Here is a 20,529-nt window from a genome sequence, read left to right as displayed (position 1 = left end):
TCCATGAAAATCGTCAGTACCAACATCTATGTTGGGCCTAATATTTATGCACACTTCCCGGTAATCCGGCATGTTCTCGATTTGGGTGATCTGGAGGACTGGCCGACAGGCCGACTGGGTACGGGCTTCATTGATCCGTTACTTCAATATCTACCTGGGTTGCAGGAACACGGCTGCTCCTACAAGGAACCCGGCGGGTTCGTGCGCCGACTGAAGGAGGACGAGGGCACGTGGCTCGGGCATGTTATGGAGCACGTCGCGATCGAGTTGCAGAATATTGCCGGCTATCCGGTGACTTTCGGCCGTACGCGTTCGATCGACGACCAGCCCGGCCACTACGACATGGTCTTTCAATACCACGACGATGCAGTCGGTCGCGAAGCGAGCCAGTTGTCTCTGGCGTTGCTCCATAGCCTCCTGCCGGCCGAATTGAAACTAGACGATGCGCCCGGCGACGATTGGGAATTCGCCGAAGAACGGGACAGCTTCATTCGCTACGCGCAGAGTCGTGCATTTGGTCCGAGTACCGCATCGCTGGTACGTGCTGCAGAAGAGCGCGGCATACCCTGGATTCGCCTGAACCGGCAAAGCCTCGTGCAATTCGGTCACGGCAAGTACCAGCAACGCATCCAGGCGACAACGACTGGTAACACCAGCAATATCGCCGTTGAACTTGCATCGGACAAAGAGGAAACCAACAATATTCTCCGCGATCTTGGATTGCCGGTGCCGAAGCAGCGACTAGTGCAGAACTCGAGTGACGCAAAACGCGCGGCGGCGCAAATCGGTTTTCCTGTCGTATTGAAACCACTCGCCGGTAATCATGGGCGCGGCGTCTCCATCAATCTGAAAACGAACGATGAAGTTGAAGTCGCGTTTGATAAATCAAGAGAGCACGATCGCAACGTCATCGTGGAGAGTTATCTCGAGGGCTACGATCACAGGCTGCTCGTCGTCAATGGCGACCTCGTTGCTGCAGCCAAGCGCGTCCCGGGCCATGTCGTCGGCGATGGCAGTCAATCGATCGAGCAGCTTGTGGGAATCGTTAATGAAGATCCGCGGCGTGGCGTTGGTCATGAGAAGGTGCTGACACGGCTGGAATTGGACCACCAGGCGGAGCGCCTGCTGGCAAAACTGGGCTACGACCGCGATACGGTTCCAAAGGACGGGGAGATTGTTTATCTGCGATCGACCGCGAACCTGTCAACCGGCGGTACGGCGATCGACGTAACAGACACCATTCATCCTGACAATCGCGAGATGGCAATTCGCACCATCAAAGCAATCGGCCTGGATATCGGTGGCGTCGATTTCCTCACTAAAGACATCACCGAGTCATACCGTGAAACAGGCGGCGGCATATGCGAAGTAAATGCGGGGCCCGGTTTCCGAATGCATGTTGCACCGAGTGAAGGCACACCACGAGACGTAGCCGGCCCGGTGCTCGACATGCTCTTTCCACCGGACTCCCCCAGCCGTATCCCGATTGCTGCAGTGACCGGCACGAATGGAAAGACGACAACGTCACGCATGCTTGCCCACATTCTGAAGATGCGCGGCTTGACCGTCGGCCTGACGTCAACAGACGGTATCTATATCGACGGGCAACTCAGAGTTCCGGGTGACATGACGGGCCCGCTATCGGCGAAGATAATTCTACGGGATCCGTCTGTTGACGCAGCCGTCATGGAAACGGCTCGTGGCGGCATGTTGCGCAGCGGGCTGGGATTCCAAGAGTGTAACGTCGCTGCCTGCCTCAATGTTGCTGCAGATCATCTGGGCCTAAAGGGCATCAATACGCTCGAGCAGTTGGCCGAAATCAAACGTGTCCCGATAGAGATCGCCAAGGACGCGGCCGTCCTCAATGCCGACGATACGCATTGCCTGCAAATGGCGGACTACACCAACGCGGCAACGCTTTGCTATGTGACGATGAATCCCGGGCATTCGCTGGTCAAACAGCATATTCGTGCCGGTGGGCAGGCCTTCGTGCTCGAAGAGGGCATGAATGGCCACATGATCACGATTTACGATAAGGAAAGCCATATTCCACTGCTTTGGACACACCTGATTCCCGCAACGATTGAAGGCCGGGCAATTCACAATGTGCAAAATGCGATGTTTGCCGCTGCGCTCGCCTACAACATGGATATTGGGCTCGAGGATATCCGCCACGGGCTCCGAACCTTTGACACGACGTTTTTTCAAACACCGGGCCGCATGAATATTTATGACGAACATCCATTCAAGGTCATTCTCGATTACGCGCATAATCCCGCCGCCGTTCGGGCAATGTGCAATCTGGTCGATCGTTTCGAGCCTGAAGGAAAACGCATCGTGGTGCTGTCTGCTCCCGGTGATCGGCGAGATGAAGACATCAGAGAAATAGCCGAAATCGCTACCGGACACTTCGATCATTTCATCTGCCGCTGCGACGACAACCGTCGCGGACGTGGTGATGATGAAGTCGCGGTCATGCTCAAGAACAAACTGCTCGAGGAAGGTGTTTCGACGGATCAGATCGAAGTTATTCCAGACGAACAGGAGGCAACGACGCGGGCACTCGAGGCAGCGGGGCCCGACGATCTGCTTTTGGTTCTTGCCGATGCTATCAAGCGCACTTGGAAGCAGATTATCTATTTCAATTCCGGCGCTTTGGTCGAGGACGCACCTAAGAGATCGTCGGTGAGCATCGAACTGCCGGACACCGAAGACTTCAATTTTGACGACAACCTCGAAATCATCAGTGACGAGCGCGGCGTTCGTATAGCCCGGGAAGCCGGCGACTAGCCCACAAGCCGCCACACACGACGCCGATGGAGTACATTGACGCCCGCAGACTCACCGGGCCGAGCTTGTTGTGGAACAAGCCGGGCACGATCCTCGATGTTTGCTGCAGTGACGAGGAGGCCGATCAGCTTATCCCGTTCTGGGACACCAACATCCGCCGCATGCTCAATGCCGTCGGTTGGGCAGATGAATCCACCTGCAGCTGGCGCCTGTCCGCAGGCGTAAGCCTGGCTTTCTCTGCGCCGGTCGACGCGCTGTATGCTGCATCCGAGATCAACGAGTGGGCATGGGCATGTTGTGACAGTGAGTTCAACGGCGCGGATGTCCCGGATTTCGACGAGACTGTCAAGCGCATGCGCACAGTGATTGCCGAAGAGGAAAACCCTGGGCTGCTGAAGCTCGAAGCCGCTGCCGAGGCGCACGGTGTTACATTTCTTAGCGATGACGACAAGGCATCGGTTGGTCAGGGCACCGGCTCGCTAACCTGGCCAGTACGAAAACTACCTGAGCCTGACGAACTCGACTGGGACTCCCTGCATGACATACCTGCCGGGTTGATCACCGGCACCAACGGCAAGACGAGCACGGTGCGCCTTGCAACACACATTGCGCGTGCATCGGGCAAGAACGTCGGTCTAAGTTCGACAGACTGGATTGCGTTGAATGATCGGGTGATCGATCGTGGCGACTGGTCAGGACCCGGTGGTGCCAGAATCGTATTGCGTCAACAGGATGTCGACTTAGGAATTCTGGAAACAGCGAGAGGCGGGCTGTTGCGTCGCGGCTTGGGTGTAATGAAGGCAGATGCCGCACTGATTACCAATGTTGCGGAAGATCATCTCGGCGATTTCGGCTCGCAGAACCTTGGTGAATTGCTGAACGTCAAGTGGATCGTCAGTCGTGCTGTTGAAACGTCCGGCTCGCTCATCTTGAACGCCGACGACGAACTGCTTGTTGCGAAATCAGCCGAATTTCCGGGAGTGATAGTGTGGTTCACATTGAATCCGGACAATCCCACCGTCAAAGAACACACCAGGAACGGCGGCTTGGCGTTCGTGCTGGATGGCGATAGTTTGCTACGCGTCGACGGCGATTCGATCGAAGAAATCTGCAAGAGTGCAGAGATACCGATCGCGCTCGATGGGGTGGCGAGCCACAACATCGCCAATGCGCTGGCCGCAGCCGCGTTAACACACTGTCTCGGTATCCCAATGTCGGATATCCATGAAGGACTGACCTCGATGTCGCAGGACAACAATCCCGGCCGCAGCAACGTCTATTCGATTTCGGATTTCAAAGTGCTCGTGGATTTCGCACACAACCCTCACGCGATGAAGGCGCTGTTCAACATGGCGCACGCATTGCCTGCCAAACGCCGGCTACTCGCTTTCGCTCAGGCGGGCGATCGAACGGATGAGTCCATTCGTGAATTGGCGAGAAGCGCTTGGTCAATTGGCCTTGATAAAGTCGTCGTGTCGGAACTCGAGGCTTACGCGCGTGGCCGGTCAAGAGGAGAAGTGTTCGGCATTATTCGCGACGAGCTGATCAATTGTGGCGCAAGAAAGGACCAGATCCAGCACTTTATGGAAGAAACCGAGTCTCTCGATGCCGCCCTCGACTGGGCACAGCCCGGCGACCTGATCATCATGCTAGCTCTTAGCGACAGGGAGGCGATACAGGACAAGCTGAAATCGCTGTCGTCTCCGCGCTAGCGGCCCGATTGTGAATGTTGTCAGAGTATTTCGGACACTTGAGCGGAATTTCTAAGAGAGACATCCAAGCACCTCAACGCTGCATTTGTTTGTCCTGAATTAACTGAAAGGGACTGGAATGGACTTCAGTTAGGTACGTTTTAGGCACAGTCGAAGAGAAAACCGGTAATCAGACTACGTAAGTCGTTGAAAAGATGGTAAGTCTGGAAGACTCCACACTGATCGATAAGGTATTGAATTGTAGTAAGGTATCGTCAGAACAGTCAAAAAGTTACCGTCTAAAGTGCTGGCTTTAGTTGGTCAGGGTTGGACCAGAGCACATTAGAAGAGATGATCTAGGTCAAATAGCGTCAGAATTGCACAACAATCCCGGGCGACTGTGACTGATTGTGACTCAAATGGACTGGAGAGAACTCCTGTCGGTCACATTATGGTCACACTGATCGCGTAAGACGTCGCATCGGCCAAAAGCAAATTTGTATCCCTCCAGCCTGACGCGTTCCATTTAACGACGACGGCTATTTGTTTAATATGGTGAAACCACACCCTGTACATGTGCGTTGAAACCTTTTTAATGATGAGAAAAACGGAATGAAAATCTCACAGATCAGGCTCTATTGCGTCGACCTAACCAAAAAAAAGGCGCGGGCGTCTTGTCACACAAACGGCCAATGTGGTCGTAGAGATCACCACTGATACAGGAGTAACCGGTTGGGGCGAAAGTTGTCCATTCGGTCTCAATTATCTTGAAGGCTTTGGCGGCGGAGCACTTGCGGCTCTGGAGGAACTCTGCCCACTATTGATCGGTCGGAACCCACTAGAGATCGATGCGATCAACTGGTTCATGGACGCTACGCTCACCGGACATATCTATGCCAAGTCGGCAATTGATATCGCGTGCTGGGATATCCTTGGCAAAACCACGGGCCTTCCACTTTACACGCTGCTCGGTGGAATGACGAATAAGGCACCGCTGGTGAGAACAAGCGTCAACGCAGCCGAAGGTGATCTGGCCGCTGGTATCGAAGCAAAACGGAGGCAGGGATTTCAGGTTCTGACCCTCAAGGTTGGTGATGATCCGGTCGCAGACGCTGAACTTACACTGGCGGTTGCTGCGCAGGCACAACCGGGGGATCGCATATTGGCAGATGCGAATGGCGGCTGGTTGCTGCACGAAGCTATGACCTACATCCACCGCATTCAAGATGCTCCCGGGGTCATGATCGAGCAACCATGCGAAACGGTTTCCGACTGTGTTGAACTGGGCAAACGGACCAACCATCCGATTGTTCTTGATGAGAGTATTGATGACCTGGGTGTTCTCTCCAGTATCCTGACCCTCAAGCAAGTCTCGGCGGTGAATCTAAAAATTGAGCGAATTGGCGGGATCACCAAAACCCGCCAAATGCGCGACCTGTGTCTCAAAGCGGGATGTGCGATGTTTGTTCAAGAGGTGGGCGGAGCGGAAATCACCTACGCAGCAACTACCCACCTTGCCCACACAATTCCTGAACACCTCCTGCTCGTCGCAACGACAATAAAAGTGGACAAATCACTCGCCAGTGGCGCTCCGGTTATGGATAGAGGTCGTGTCCGATGCAACGACGGGCCGGGCCTTGGGTTAGAGATCAATGCAGATATGTTGGGCGACCCTCAGGCAATGTACAAATGACAAATAGAAGTGTCATTCTTGTAAATTTCAAAATTCTACGGCGTGAATTAATCTAAAAGTCAGTTAGCCCGTTAACTGGTCAACAAAATTCATAGAAAAGGTTAATTTGCCGCCCATTCCTACATCCACATCCACCATGCCTCGCTCCCACGCCTCAAATTCATCAAAAACCAGACAATCCAAAAAAGACGCTTGCAGCACCAGTAATAACTGCGACTTTCCCTTGTAGGCGATTCATTGTTGACTCCGCTTGTCTCTTATCAAAGGCTGAATTTGCTATATCGATTTGACTGAAAATTTTCCGGAGATGCTCATTAGCGCTTGAAGTGGCGTCACTTGCCAAACGTCTGCCAGTTCATCCAATGATAGCGATTCGTCACCGTCTTGGCCGATTATGGTTACTTTATCTCCGATAGCCACATTCTCAATATTGTCTAAGTTGATCGATATATGTTCTAAGGATACAGCCATTACTGGGCATTTCTTGCCTCGCACAAGCACAAACATCTCCTTGTTGTCGGCGGGTGGTCTCATACCCATAGCCGCACCTAAAGGCAATACGCCAACAACGTGGGCATTTGCTGTTCCGTAGAGTCCACCGGCTGCAATGTCCGATCCCTTTTCGTGGTGGCCAATATGGATCAGCGTGCTGGAGACAGAGTGGGTAACAGGTCGCAGGTGCCGGAAAGTTGGTGCTTGTTCTGATGAGAATGGTGACAGCCCATAAAGGGCATGGCCGATACATATGGCGCTGGATTCGTCACGTAACCCGGCCAATACGCAACAACTGGCCATTGCTTGGGTTACAGGTATTGAATACCCATCGGACTCGAGGGCTTCTATAAACTCATCGAATTGATTCAGCTTTTCTTGGGCCCAGGCGCCAGACGCAACTTCAGGGAAGGGGACATGGGTATAGATCCCTTCAACTTTGAGTTTCTCCAGCTGGAATATCTTGGTAACGAACTCCTTTGCCTTACTTAGGGGGACGCCTAGTCGACCCAGGCCGCAATCTATTTTTAGATAGACGGGTATCTGGACAGGACTGATCGCATTAAGTGAAATCGCAGACGCAAGATTAGGGATAGTCGAAATAAACCCGTCCTTCGCGGCGTCTATCGTGTTTTCTGCCGTTGCATAGGCAAAAAGCAGTAACGGTGTGTCTACACCGCATGTGCGCAAAGCTCTGGCGTCTTCAATATTTCCGGTGGCCAGCATATCGACTTGCTTTTCCTGAAGAGCGCCAGCGACAAGTCTTACGTCATGCCCATAAGCATTTGCCTTGATCGATACGATCACCTGCTTTTCAGGTCCGGCTAGATGCTTGATATAGTCAAGGTTCGAAGCCAGCGCCTTCAGATCAAGTACCATCAGATTTTCTGTGTGATCACTCATGGGGGTGTAATTGTGGGTGTCAGTGATCCGAAAATAGAAACCCTAACCTGAACACCCGTTTAAGATATGTCAACCACCGACCCCGGCATTATGAGTGCCTCCAAGCCGCCATCATCATGAACAGAAGCACGCCATAAGGGCGCACTTTGTCATGAAGAAACATCTGTAAACACAGCCTATTCCCGTAGATTCAGACTACCTCTTTAGATAGCCAAATGGAAGAGGGTTACCCGGAATTTTAATAAGGTACTGTGCCCTGTGTGTGCCCCGTTCGTTGATGCAGTACACCTACCTAAGAGCAGAGGATTTGGTAGGGAGATTGGATGGGTTCCGGAAGCTACGAGCATGTCGCTGAAACAATCTTCAATTCTCTAGACGTCGATGCATCCTTTCTAGAATATGATTCTGAGCGTGCCGGTGGGTTTGAACCCTTACGATTTATACCCAAAGACAAACTGGTTGTGCTCGGCCTGATAAGCACCAAGACGCCTCTAATGGAGTCCCGATCTGCTCTCTGCCGGCAGATCGAAGCAGCAGCAGCGTTCGTTCCCCTAGAGAGACTATGCCTTAGCCCACAGTGCGGATTCGCAAGTGCCGATCTTGGAACTGAACTTACTGAATCCGACCAGATCGCAAAGCTTCAGCTTGTGGTAGATACCGCTACCGAGATTTGGGACGAACCAGCTTAGTTTTGGCAGAAAATTTCAGTAACCAGGAGGTCCTGGTGGAACTGGTCCGCTGGGTTCAAGCGCGCCATCCGAATCGTGTTGCTCAGTTCCTTCGAGCGGTGGACAAAAAACACTGGCCAGGTGCAGGTCAGTTTCCGCGCTCAACTGGTGCCGGTCTTTTGGGCCGACGTTGTAGGTCATATCGGGTTCGAGCTTCCAGGATTCGCCGGTTGTCAGATCTTCAACCTGGCCGGTACCCGAAACGATGTAGTTGGTTTCCCAATGGTGTTTGTACCACAGCTTAGTTGTTGCGCCGGCGGCAAAATTGACATCGGAAAAGCTAAAACCCAGGCCGTCAGATTTGGTTAGCGCGCGAACTACCCGTGCCTGGCCGTTAGCAACCAGCATTTCCCGACCGGCTTCCCGCATCTGTTCAATGTGTCTGACGAACATACGTTGCTCGGTAACCGGCACCGGACCACTTGCGGAATAGGCGCCATCCTCATCATGGGTTTCGTCGCCCCGTAGCGAAGGACAGAAAATGCTTAAGTGGTGTTCGTCTTCCAGCACTTCGTACAGATGCCGGTCGTTCGGACCAACCTGGTAAAGATCACCGGACTCAAGCACCCATTCCTGCCCACTAGTCATGTCTGTCACCTTGATCACACCCCCAATTAGGTAGTTGGCTTCCCAATGGTTCTTGTACCAGAGTTGCGTGGGTGGGATAGCTTCGCCCCGGTTTACGTGCAATGAAAAACCCATGCCATCAGCGGCGGTCAGATACCGCGCTGTGTATGTAGCGCTTCTCGGCATAACCTTGTAACGGTCGGTGTCCTTTACATCTTTAAGCGAGCGTATGAACATGACTGCCTCCTTTGTTGTCGTTGCAGATAATAAGAGCAGAGAATTTGGTGGAGAGATTGGGTTAAGGTTATAGCTTACGTTACAAATAGTGACAGGCGAATGGACTGACGGCTGGTAATGGAATCATTCTGGCTCACTTTCCCACTGCTCATTCTGGTTATAGTCTGGGTTATCTGGAAGGTATTTGTGTTCAAAGGTCTTCGTTGGCTACAAGAGAAATCGGCAGAGGACTGACTAAATGGACGTAGCGGGGGTCATTTGGTTAACCGTTTTCGGCATCTTGATCTGCGCAGCAGTGGTGTACTGTGGCATTTTTATCTATCGGTTTATTCGTGCCTACTGGAACGCTGACGGCGAGTAAATACCTCTGGCTGGTAGCTTCAGCGTCAAGGACTCCAGGCGCGACACAAACGGCGCTTCATCGTTGACAATTATCTGGCACGCTGTAGGATCGCATGTCGCTTGTAGGAATTCGATCCTGTTATCGTTTGAGCAACTGAGCGTGATCATTGCTCTGTTTGCGTTTGTTGCATCAAAACCAGCTGCCCCAGCACAAGGAGGCATGTCGTGAAAATTGGAGTCATGATCTTCCCAACGGACAAGTCAATTCAGCCGATTCAGCTTGCAAAGGAAGTTGAAGCGCGCGGATTCGATTCGCTCTGGTTTCCCGAACACAGTCACATCCCCGTCAGTCGCGAGACGCCTTGGGGTGGCAGAAAGGGTGCGCCACCGCTTCCGGAAATTTATTGGCGTGCACACGATCAGTTTGTCGGACTCGCAGCCTGCGCCGCCGTGACTGAGAAAATTCGTCTCGGTACAGGTATTACCCTTGTTGCGCAACGCGATCCCATCTGGCTGGCCAAAGAGGTGGCGAGCGTGGACATGATTTCCAACGGTCGATTTGAATTGGGTGTTGGTTACGGCTGGTGCGTCGAAGAAATGCGCAATCATGGTGTTGTCTTTAACCAGCGACGCGAGCTGCTACGCGAAAAAGTTCTATTGATGAAGGAACTGTGGACGCAGGATGAGGCAAGCTACCAAGGAGAACACATAGAGTTCGAGAAAAGCTGGGCCTGGCCAAAGCCGACGCAGCGACCGCATCCGCCGATTCTGATGGGCGGCTCGGTGGGGCCGAAAACTGCGGCGCACATTGCTGAGTTCTGTGACGGTTGGCTGCCTTTGGGCGGCGCGCATAGCATCGACTCTGGGCTTACCAAGATTAGGGATGCGTGCGTCAAAATTGGTCGTGATCCTGCAAGTATTGCGTTGAGCATGTACTATGCGCGGGGGGCTAACGCGGAGGACCTGAAGGCCCATTCCGATCTCGGCGCACTGCGGGGAATCTTGCCGTTGCCTTCCGAGGGCGCCGACGTCGTCTTACCGCTGCTCGACAAATACACTGCGTTTATGAATTAAGTCGTTAATAGTGCGAGGTTGGACGATTACAACCAGAGTTTCGGGTAGACCGCCGAATTCAGACTCGCAACCAGAGGATACTGGTGAAGAGGTTGCCAAGGCGAGCCGTGTCAGCGGTGGCTGGGCTAAACCTGATGACCCAATCTACAAGCAGGGTTGGACAATAGCACCAGTTATGTCAGGGAGACGACGGAAACGGTAATTGGGTGAAGGGCTAAGAATATTGAGGCGTGAGGGTGCGCGGATAGGACATCATTAATACCGTTAAAAGTTAACTTCTAACAGAGTAAAGATGTGCGCCAGTTAGCGACTTTATGGAGTTAACTGGTTAACCACCTGCTAATGAGATGTTCTGCTAGATTCCTGCTATGCCAGAAGACAAGAATCCGAAGTGTAAACGCAGCGCAGTTTTAAGGGTGCTAGGGATAGGCGGTGGTGCGGGATTCGTATTCGTAGCTTTCGTAGTAATACTGGCCATAATATGGGCTGTGGAGCCTTAGAAATCTGAATCGTGGAGCATTGGTCGTCTGAGTCGTGGAGTCTCAGGTCCAAATTCCTTGTTCTCCACCAACTCTTAAATCCAACGCTGTGTATATCCCCAAAATCCTCGTATAGCCTCGCTCGCAGCTCGTTAGGAGCGCAGGCGTTGGTTGGAACAGCCCATTTCCGGGCGTGGTATCCTGCTGTGCAAGTCTATGGCCCAAATTCGGGAGGGCTGCATAAACTGTTGCTCACGACATATAGGCGCTGCTCAAACGTGCTTCGGTTGGATGTCGAAGCATTATGAGCGCCGATACCGACGCAAAGGGCTCGATGACAACCAACTGCAACTTGTGCGCGAACTCGAATCGATGGGGCTCGATGGTCTAACCTTGTTAGAAGTAGGCTGCGGTGTGGGCGCTTTACACCAAACGTTGTTGGAGAAGGGGGCTTCGACTGCCACCGGCATCGACCTCGCACCGCGCATGTTGCAACTTGCCGAGAGCCGCGCCAAGGAGCACGAATTAGAGCAGCGCACGCAGTACCGGCTTGGTGATTTCGTCGAGATGAGTGAGTCGCTGGACAGCGTGGACGTAACGGTTTTGGACAAAGTGGTTTGCTGCTATCCCGACCCCAAGGAATTGATTCGCGCGACTCTCGATTGTACCAGCCGCGTTATCGCACTTACCTATCCGAGAAAGCACTTGCTCGGCGAAATCTACAATAAGATTTGGAACTTTGGCTTTTGGTTGTTTCGCTCGGACTTTCGCAGCTTCATGCATGAGCCTCGACTCGTCCAGGAATCTATCGAGGCGGGTGGATTTAAGCGTGTCTTCGACCGCGACTCACCGATGTGGCACACGCAAGTGTATGTCGCCAGTTAGTGGGTGCTGAGAAGCTCATTTAGGCCGATACTTACAGTTGGTGTAGTTACAGCAGGAACTTCATAGGCTGCTGTTGCCCGATTCCCTAAGGCATTAGTTACAGCATTGGTCATCGTAGCAACGTAAATCTATCCTCTCATTCCCAACATCCCACTAAAACTGTAAACCTTTCTGCCATCATTCTGTTTCAAGCTTTCTAACATCGGCACATGCCTGCGTTAAGATGCCGGTAATTACAATTAGCTGATCCGCTCTGTTTGTCAGCTCGAGTAATGTTTCTACCGTGTACGCTCCCCAACGACTTTTCGTCAAATCATGACGCGCGCCCATGACTAATGTGTGCACGCCGCTGGCCAAAATTGCACCGCAACACATGGGGCACGGTTCAAAGGTCGTATAGAGTGTCAATTTCGAAAAATCAGTATGACCGAGCTGCTCGCCGGCATGACGCAACGCCACCGTTTCCGCATGAGCGGTCGGATCGGAGGTGGAAGTCACAAGATTGCGACCGCGCGCCACCACCCTTTCCACTCCGACCAAAATCGAGCCCACGGCAGCATTCCCTTCCGCTGCTCCTCGCTCCGCCTCCTCTAACGCGATGCGCATGTAATGTTCGTGATCAGCCATACACTACTAACTCTGCCCTTATCACAGCATTTCTAGTTTATCTATTCACACCACGCCATGGCATACAATTTCCCTGGCATACCGCCGGCGCCTATCGGTTTAATCGATTTTAAAGCCGTTGTAGCTTTCCACCATGGCGGCCCACTGCTACCCGCAGGGCAGGTGGCACCCTCTTGCGCACACATGACTATGAATTGATCAATACCCCGCAAATCACATGTCGTTGACGCTGCAGCCTCATCCCGCCAACTATCTTTGTAACAGGTGTCATTTTCCGCACAGCCTCTAAAACAGTTGGCAAGCCCGTAATAAGCTTCGTGATCCCCCTTATCTACGACCCATAGGTTTTCGGTGTTCCATCCAACAGGTGGGTTCCAACAGGCGGGATCATCTGTAAAATCAGCACTCCAAGCAGCTTATCCTTGCGGCGCGGTCTTCCCAAGTCTCAGCCCAGGCAGCACTCTGAAAAGCCAATATGCCTAGCACTACGATTAACATCTTTTCATTGTCTTTCTCCACAAGTTGATTTAGATCAGCCTCTATCGGGCCTATAAACACCATATCACACACATAAACAAAGTGGTGTAATCAGCTAGAGGTGGCGGTGTCACCCAATCTAGAGGTATGTTGCTGTCTCCAGGAAGGGCCGTCTTTTGACTTACGGTGACGGACGCACAACGGACCATATTCCGTCTCGCCGTTTTTGTCTCTTAGTGACCCAAGGCGGGCTTTCCTTCAACTGTCATTCCCATGTATGCGAGACAGGTGGGGTTGCTACTTGCTTCCCGACTCGCGAAGCTTCTCAACAAATGCGGCCACTTGTTCAGGCGGATTGCCCTTAATACGAGCGTTTGGACGTGTGCCGCCAAGAAACGCAATGACAAGCAAGATTTCATCCGGTTTGGGCGCGTCCGAAACCGAAATCGTCATGGCATCCATGGCGTCATAGTCCCAGCTATCCTCCATGCCACCGAAAATGATGTCGATAGTCCCCCCCATTGGACCAACTTTAGCGTTTCCCGGAATCAATGCAGGTCCACCGCCGGCTTGGCGGCGCATCGGCAGACCAACTCGGACATGGATCATCGCAGCACCCTGCTCCAGGTCCCCTGCGGCGCCAACAATCGCTCCTTTGCCGTAGGCGTGAGGTTCAATTTCTCCCAGAGCCTCCAAGGCTCGCTGGGTAAGCACCTCCCCAGCATCCACGGAGATATCAACCAACTCTGAAAAATCGTCGATGGGTGGTTTGCCAGCGAAGGGATTTCTGATAACCCCACACGCGGCAACCCGCCTTGTGGGCGACGGGAGTTTCCGGCCGCCTTCACTAAGAATATCATCAACAAAAATCGCAATTTTACGTAATTCCATAATTGGTATCTCCTTTGTTCGGTCTGAAATTTGACTTGTTCAATTTAAGGCTGAGACGCCAGCGCTAAGGCTTCCTCAGACGCTGTTTGCGCGTGGTGGAATTCGTAAGCTTGCAGATGCGTTAGCGCGATTTCGAGGCCGCGATATTTTGGCCCCCTTCGATTTCTGCGGTTTTCTGAGAGCACCACAACAGTCCCGGTCATCGAATCAGTCTGCCAATATCTCTTCGATCAGTCTCTGTACCGATAGACCTGCCGCAAAATCGGGCAAAGTATGAGTTTGGCCGTCAAGCATTGCGGCAAGTTGATCATATTGTCGTTGGTGCCAGTCATTTGCGGGATCGGTGCCAGCGGTATTTGAATCGAGCCAACGCTCACCGGTAGTGACCTGCAATCCGTGCAGATCGTGCACACGGTACGAACAGTGTTCGCCCCATACTGTGTAATTGCAGACGTCCGGACCCCAGCCCAGTGTGCTGCCATGGATGTTGATCGGGATATCACCACAGGTGAGTTCTGCAACAACGCCGGTGATTGCGCTGCCATGTCGAAGGCCTTGGCGGCAATGCGAATAGTTGACGACGGCCGGCCCGAACAGACGCTCAGTCAGGTAAATGAAATGAGAAAGTACTTCGCGGACAAAACCACCCTGATCGGACTCCATTAGCCAAGGGGCCTCGGCATATCGCCGCCTCGCCCAATTCGGTAGGTGCAACTGGGCTTCCGCACCTTTGATTTCACCGAGTTCTGCCCGTGCCAGCGCCTGCTCGATCTGCGTGGTGGGATGTGCAGAGGCGAAAATAAAGTTAACGCCGTGTGCAATGCCACTGGCAGTTGCACGCGCTGCCAAGGCCTCGCTGGTCGCGATGTCGATTCCAAGGGGTTTTTCGCAAAATACCGGTTTGCCGAACTCGAGGGCAGCGTTGGCATGTGCTGCATGGGTCAGGGGTGGCGATGCGATATAAACCACATCTACCGCATCATCGTTGATCAGGCTATTCACGTCCGCGGCAGCCCGCAACCCAACTGAGTTGGCCACTGTTTGGGCTAATCTTTCTGCGGCTAGGTCCCAGGCGACGGTAGGTTGGACCCGCGGATGACTCCAGGCCTGAGCGAGCATACGCTGTCCAATGCTACCGAGGCCGATGAAGCCGATACCATGATGTTCTGCCATGCATGGATTCTAACCGTGGCTTACGTTGCGTCCGAATGTCGATAATTCCGTTCTGTTCTCGGAGAAACACAGAATTTTCTGGCTGTTGGGAATCTGCTGTGCCGTATTTGCACCCCGGCGAGTCAGCGTCGTCACGCACAAACCTAAGTATTTGATTAGATGGTGGCTATGGGTGGGATCGAACTGATCTGTAAGAGATTGAAATAGTGAATGTAATCTTACGACGGCCATATTGTTACCGTCAAAGCTACCGTCGAAAGTGCTGGATTTGATTGGACTATGACAGGCCCCCAGCACCAGTAACCCGAGCCATCAAACCCACCCCAACCAACCAAATGACCATCATGCAGTAAGCTCAAAACACGCTCACAACAACTGGACTAGATTATCGGGCAGGGCATTTTTAGTAGATCTGTTGTTGCTACAAGTGATAGCGTGGGTGTATAAGAAAACACCATATCGACCTAGGAATTAGACGCTCTCTTGGTTGGAGTTTGTGTCATTGTCTTAGCACTGGAAGCACATCGACGTGCTTATGTAGTTAGTTGATATAGGGAATAAGGAGCCATAACTATGACCCCGTGCCGAATTCGTTGGATAACTTGGGTTGCTTTACTAATATGGCCATTCTTGTCGTTAAGTCAAGAATCTACAGCGACACAGGCGGTAGTACTAGAAGTAGATGGACCTATTGGCCCCGCCACTAGTGATTATATTCGGCGCGGACTCAAAGACGCTCAGCAATCCAACGCTGCTGTTGCAATCCTTCGGCTTGACACGCCAGGGGGGCTAGATCTCGCAATGCGGGACATCATACAGGACATCATTGCCTCGCCGATTCCGGTCGTAACTTTTGTGGCACCTAGCGGGGCACGGGCTGCGAGCGCGGGTACTTATATCTTGTACGCAAGTCATATCGCAGCAATGGCGCCTGCTACAACGCTTGGTGCGGCCACTCCTGTACAAATTGGTAGTGCCCCTGGTCTCCCCGATCTTCCATCCGATCCGCGCCGTGATTCAGATGCAAAGGATAGAGAAAATCAAGAAACGCCGGGTCCGGGCGGCGACCAGAACGCGGACCAGAACAACGAACCTGAAAGTGCTATGGAGCGAAAAATCGTCAATGACGCGGCTGCGTACATTCGCGGGTTGGCGCACTTACGCGGGCGTAACGCCGACTGGGCCGAGAAAGCTGTCCGGGAGGCAGCAAGCCTCTCGTCAAACGAGGCTATTGACCAGCAAGTTATCGATTTCCTGGCAGATGATGTAACAGACCTACTGCAGAAGTTGGACGGACACACGGTCAATGTCCTTGGGGTCGAGCAGGTCTTAAAAACTACAGAAGTTTCCGTAGAATATCTTCGACCCGACTGGCGTAGTCAGTTGTTGTCGGTAATCACGCACCCGACCATTCTTCCTATATTGATGACACTCGGCATGTTGGGCCTAATATATGAGTTACTTAACCCAGGATTTGTATTGCCAGGAGTGGTTGGGGCAATTTGTTTGCTGCTAGCGCTTTATGCCGCGCAAGTGCTACCGGTTGACTATGCGGGCGTAGGACTCATCTTAGTTGGCATTGGCTTTATGGTAGCGGAGGCGTTTCTTCCTAGTTTCGGGGCGTTGGGAATCGGCGGTGTGGTCGCATTTGTAATCGGGACAGTCATTCTGATCGACACAGATATTGAGGGGTTTGCCGTGTCGTTACCTATGATGATTGGTATAGGGATCGTTAATGCCTTGGTGTTTGTTGGGATTGTTGGTCTAGCTGCAAAAGCTCGGCGCCAACCAATTGTCACGGGCCAGGAAGAACTGTTGGGCAGTGTCGGTGAAGTAATTACGGAGTTTGCAGATGAAGGGCGGGTGCGGGTCCACAGTGAGGACTGGAAAGCGCGCACTCGGGTTCCGCTGAAGGCGGGCGACAGAGTGCGTGTCACTGCGGTGGAGGGCCTGACGGTCATTGTTGAGCCACATCCGCGGGATTAAGAAGAATGTGGAAAGGAGCCCTAATCACAAGTCTTCTCGGTTTGCTCTTTGTGATAGGGTATGTCCTTGTAGAGATCTTCTCGAGTAATTCGGTTCTACCAGTACTGGCAGGCAAGGAGCCCGGGGGTAGTGGAATGACAATGTTGTCATGGGGTATTGGACTGCTTGTTGTTGTGGCGTTATTTGCCTCCGCCATTCGCATTCTGAGGGAGTACCAGCGTAGCGTTGTGTTTATGCTGGGCCGCTTCTGGAAAGTAAAAGGCCCCGGACTCATCATCCTGATTCCCGGCATTCAGCAAATGGTGCGCGTAGACATGCGTACTATCGTCATGGACGTTCCCACACAGGATGTCATCTCCAAAGACAACGTCTCAGTCAAAGTCAACGCGGTCGTGTACTTCCGTGTCATTGATGCTGAACGGGCCATCATCCAGGTCGAGAACTTCCTCGCGGCGACCAGCCAGCTCGCGCAGACTACACTGCGCTCGGTGCTGGGCCAGCACGAGCTCGACGAAATGCTGTCCGAACGGGAAAAACTCAACCATGACATTCAGGAGATACTGGACCAGAATACTGACAGTTGGGGAATCAAGGTGTCCAACGTCGAGATCAAACACGTTGACCTAGACGAGAGCATGGTCCGGGCCATTGCCCGACAGGCGGAAGCAGAACGGGAGCGGCGTGCCAAAGTCATCCATGCCGAAGGTGAACTCCAGGCATCGGAGAATCTGCTGCAGGCGGCCCAGGTACTCTCTAGGCAACCACAGGCGCTGCAATTGCGCTATCTGCAGACGCTGACCGAGATTACAGGAGAAGGCACCTCGACGATTGTGTTTCCACTGCCAATGGATTTCCTAGGGTCCTTGGCGAATCTGGTCAAGCAAGACCGGACGGACGACGGCAGCACTCACCAGGAACCTGACTAAAGAAGGGGGCCGTTATCAATGAACGAGACGGTGCTCTCTGACCGCAAAGCAGGAAAATGACCTCCCTGCCGGCCATGACATCCCCTATCGACGTCATTCAAGATAGCTGGGGGCTGGCCAGAATTACCCACGGATTGCACACAGAAGAAACGCTGCCGTAGTGGGATCGGTCACCTCCTCGATTGCCAATGTATCGCCGGGTTGCTTGAAAACAGCTGCTTTGGTTTTCAATCACGGGTCACTGTGTAACTCAATAATATCGCCGTCGGCGACTTGGTACTCAGCACTCACTCGCTGTCCGACAAACTGGCCACCACCCCAGAGGCGGGCAAACTTGAGCGAGTGCGCAATATCCTTGTGCACCAGGCGGGCGACGTCCCGCACGGTGCCGCCCTGGCGTACTGTAAACGGTCGATCGAGATCAGCGGATTTACCGGGGATACGGGTGTACACGCGAACAATCTGCAGTGCACTGGCAAGGAACGGCCCCAGGTATTCCAATCCGTCGCCGGTTTTGGCCGAAACCACCATCGCCGGCAACCGGGTGCCGAGCAGAGCCTGCAGCAACTGCAACTCCTCGCCACTACCACTCAGGTCTGCCTTGTTTGCCACCATCAACGTGGGGAGGTCGTTGCGAAAGGGATCCTTGATCTCATCACCGTCTTGCGAGGTGCCATCATCGAATCTACCGTTGGCAGCTGGGAGCGCTGCGGCGTTAGCCTGTGGGATCGGTCCGGGCCAAGACTCGAGCAACGTGACCTTCTTTTCCACCAGCCGATTGAGGATCACCTGCACCTGCTCGACACAGTCCGGTTCAGCAGGGTCGACCACGAGCAGAGCTGCGTCCGCCGGTTGCAATGCGTTTATGTACCAGTTTTCCATGAAATCCGCAGATACGGGTGGCAGGTCGATCAATTGAAACTGAATGTCCTCAAATGCCATCATGCCCGGCTGTGGTAAGTGGGTCGTAAACGGATACACGCCGATGCCGGCGCCGGAATGAGTCAACCGATCATGGAGGCTCGACTTTCCAACGTTAGGGGCACCGATTAGACTGACCTGCGCGGCACCCTCTGCGCGAATTACATGGGAAGGTCCACTGCGATGAGCCCCTTTCTTGGGCCCCGTCAGCTCTTCCCTGAGTTGCTTGACACGGGTCTTGATATCGGCCTGCAGGTTCTCCGTACCCTTGTGCTTTGGGATGGTACGGAGCATCTCCTGCAGGCAGTCAAGGCGCTCACGAGGTTCCCGTGCCTGACGGTACTCCACCTCGGCCTGTTTGTATTCCGGGCTGACGTTGGTCGGCATTTCTATTTCTCGTGCTTCATCTATAAGTGATTTCTCGAATGATAGATAAGAAACGGATGCATGACGCAGTGACAGAACTGTCTAACGTGCACAACAGTTAGGTACATTTTAGGCACAGTCGAAGAGAAAACCGGTAATCAGACTACGTAAGTCGTTGAAAAGATGGTAAGTCCGGAAGACTCCACACTGATCGATAAGGTATTGAATTGTAGTACGGTATCGTCAGAACAGTCAAAAAGTCACCGTCCAAAGTGCTGGATTTGGTTGGATGGGGTTGGACCAGAGCACATTAGAAGAGATGAGACAGGGAAATTTGCACCATTAGCGAAGATAAAGATTAAGAAACTAACCGGTGTATACCCCGCACTCACACCTAACCTAATCGTGCCATTGAAGCTGTATCAGACTGACGCTGACTTAAGGATTGCCAGCATCAATAAACCCTATAAATTCGTGAGTAATACGACCCGTTGGAGGCTGGTTAAGTTGTACTGAAGAAGAGGAAGGATTCTATGATCAAGCGCTTAGTCTTGGTTGCATCCGTATGCCTAACGGCATTGGTGATCTCTTCTTGTAGTGATAACAGCACACAATCTGGTGTGGAGTTGGGATTAGCTGGGACAGATGTTGCGCCAACTGCAGCTGATAATTTGGATGTAGAAGGTTCTCCCTATAATCGGTCAGCCAGTTGTGATCTCGTATTTGCTGGGACGAAATATGTCGACCACATATTGCATAAAGTTCTGGCGAAATGCGATTCGGTTAACAAGTACTATGCTTATCACGGAAAACCTCATAGTACGGCGACGTTAATTCAAGCGTTGGACAATTGGTGTACAAGCCAACATGGTAGTACTACTACCATCATTGATGCTGATGAGCAGCAGTGTAGTAGTGGTAGTGGCGCTTATAACGTTGTGACTGTTGGTTATGTTAATAAATATGGTGATCTGTTGGCTGTCTACAATGCTAGTGGAGGCGGACAAACCAAAAGTGCGTGGGGAAAGAACCACTACTGCAATAATGGTCGCACAGAAGGTCGAACCTACAGCGGATTGTCCGCTGCAAGCTGTAGCTCAACGACCGCCACAACTACTACCACGACGACTTCTTCGAGTGCCGAAAGTTGCTACGGAGATTACGTTCGCAAATATCCAGACTTGTTGGCTGTTTATAACTCATCCGGTGGTGGACAAAGTATTGAAGCATGGGGTAATTCGCACTACATCAATCATGGACAAACGGAGGGACGCTCAGCTT

The 20,529-nt window shown here is 52.6% G+C and carries 15 protein-coding genes; 8 read left to right on the top strand and 7 right to left on the bottom strand.

The window, feature by feature from the left end:
• The first annotated feature begins 3 nt into the window (after window positions 1-3).
• From cphA to MK323_11490, 3 genes are all read left to right on the top strand, one after another.
• On the top strand, window positions 4-2,790 hold the full coding sequence (gene cphA, locus MK323_11500; GenBank protein ID MCH2482779.1) for a cyanophycin synthetase: 2,787 nt from the start codon (window positions 4-6) through the stop codon (window positions 2,788-2,790).
• Between the two features lie 26 nt (window positions 2,791-2,816).
• Window positions 2,817-4,502 (top strand): Mur ligase, encoded by a 1,686-nt coding sequence (locus tag MK323_11495; protein MCH2482778.1) that lies wholly within the window; start codon window positions 2,817-2,819, stop codon window positions 4,500-4,502.
• 673 nt (window positions 4,503-5,175) lie between these two features.
• Window positions 5,176-6,174 carry a mandelate racemase/muconate lactonizing enzyme family protein gene (locus tag MK323_11490; GenBank protein MCH2482777.1) on the top strand — a complete coding sequence of 333 codons (999 nt, stop codon included), beginning with the start codon at window positions 5,176-5,178 and terminating at the stop codon, window positions 6,172-6,174.
• A gap of 63 nt (window positions 6,175-6,237) precedes the next feature.
• Here MK323_11490 and MK323_11485 read toward each other — a convergent pair whose 3' ends face one another.
• Both MK323_11485 and alr read right to left on the bottom strand, forming a co-directional pair.
• On the bottom strand, window positions 6,238-6,375 hold the full coding sequence (locus MK323_11485; GenBank protein MCH2482776.1) for a hypothetical protein: 138 nt from the start codon (window positions 6,373-6,375) through the stop codon (window positions 6,238-6,240).
• 75 nt (window positions 6,376-6,450) lie between these two features.
• Window positions 6,451-7,569: an alanine racemase gene (gene alr, locus MK323_11480; GenBank protein ID MCH2482775.1), complete on the bottom strand. Its 1,119-nt coding sequence runs from the start codon at window positions 7,567-7,569 to the stop codon at window positions 6,451-6,453.
• 323 nt (window positions 7,570-7,892) lie between these two features.
• Between alr and MK323_11475 the strand changes: the two genes are divergently transcribed.
• The gene (locus tag MK323_11475) at window positions 7,893-8,258 is read left to right on the top strand and encodes a hypothetical protein (GenBank protein ID MCH2482774.1); all 366 of its coding nucleotides are present in this window, start codon (window positions 7,893-7,895) and stop codon (window positions 8,256-8,258) included.
• A gap of 15 nt (window positions 8,259-8,273) precedes the next feature.
• On the opposite strand, the gene MK323_11470 is transcribed toward MK323_11475, so the two are convergent.
• Window positions 8,274-9,101, bottom strand: a complete 828-nt coding sequence (locus tag MK323_11470) for an ectoine synthase (GenBank protein MCH2482773.1) — start codon at window positions 9,099-9,101, stop codon at window positions 8,274-8,276.
• A 567-nt stretch (window positions 9,102-9,668) separates the two neighbouring features.
• Between MK323_11470 and MK323_11465 the strand changes: the two genes are divergently transcribed.
• Complete coding sequence (locus MK323_11465) at window positions 9,669-10,517, top strand: LLM class F420-dependent oxidoreductase (GenBank protein MCH2482772.1); 849 nt, start codon at window positions 9,669-9,671, stop codon at window positions 10,515-10,517.
• 833 nt (window positions 10,518-11,350) lie between these two features.
• A complete protein-coding gene (locus MK323_11460) occupies window positions 11,351-11,881 on the top strand; it encodes a class I SAM-dependent methyltransferase (GenBank protein ID MCH2482771.1) in 531 nt (176 codons plus the stop codon).
• Between the two features lie 177 nt (window positions 11,882-12,058).
• Here the strand turns inward: MK323_11460 and MK323_11455 are convergent, their stop codons facing one another.
• The 3 genes from MK323_11455 to MK323_11445 all read right to left on the bottom strand — a co-directional run bounded on the left by MK323_11455 (window position 12,059) and on the right by MK323_11445 (window position 15,049).
• Entirely contained in the window at window positions 12,059-12,508 is a 450-nt protein-coding gene (locus MK323_11455) for a nucleoside deaminase (GenBank protein ID MCH2482770.1), read from the bottom strand.
• A gap of 774 nt (window positions 12,509-13,282) precedes the next feature.
• On the bottom strand, window positions 13,283-13,876 hold the full coding sequence (locus MK323_11450) for an amino acid synthesis family protein (protein MCH2482769.1): 594 nt from the start codon (window positions 13,874-13,876) through the stop codon (window positions 13,283-13,285).
• Between the two features lie 207 nt (window positions 13,877-14,083).
• Complete coding sequence (locus MK323_11445) at window positions 14,084-15,049, bottom strand: Gfo/Idh/MocA family oxidoreductase (GenBank protein MCH2482768.1); 966 nt, start codon at window positions 15,047-15,049, stop codon at window positions 14,084-14,086.
• 801 nt (window positions 15,050-15,850) lie between these two features.
• Between MK323_11445 and MK323_11440 the strand changes: the two genes are divergently transcribed.
• Window positions 15,851-17,035: a nodulation protein NfeD gene (locus tag MK323_11440; GenBank protein MCH2482767.1), complete on the top strand. Its 1,185-nt coding sequence runs from the start codon at window positions 15,851-15,853 to the stop codon at window positions 17,033-17,035.
• Window positions 17,036-17,169: 134 nt separating this feature from the next.
• Window positions 17,170-17,961, top strand: a complete 792-nt coding sequence (locus MK323_11435) for a slipin family protein (GenBank protein MCH2482766.1) — start codon at window positions 17,170-17,172, stop codon at window positions 17,959-17,961.
• 231 nt (window positions 17,962-18,192) lie between these two features.
• Here MK323_11435 and MK323_11430 read toward each other — a convergent pair whose 3' ends face one another.
• On the bottom strand, window positions 18,193-19,269 hold the full coding sequence (locus tag MK323_11430; GenBank protein MCH2482765.1) for a 50S ribosome-binding GTPase: 1,077 nt from the start codon (window positions 19,267-19,269) through the stop codon (window positions 18,193-18,195).
• Between the last annotated feature and the right edge of the window lie 1,260 nt (window positions 19,270-20,529).

This window comes from Gammaproteobacteria bacterium (assembly GCA_022450155.1).
In the GTDB taxonomy this organism is placed as follows: domain Bacteria; phylum Pseudomonadota; class Gammaproteobacteria; order Arenicellales; family UBA868; genus REDSEA-S09-B13.
This window is presented reverse-complemented; position numbering and strand designations above follow the sequence as displayed.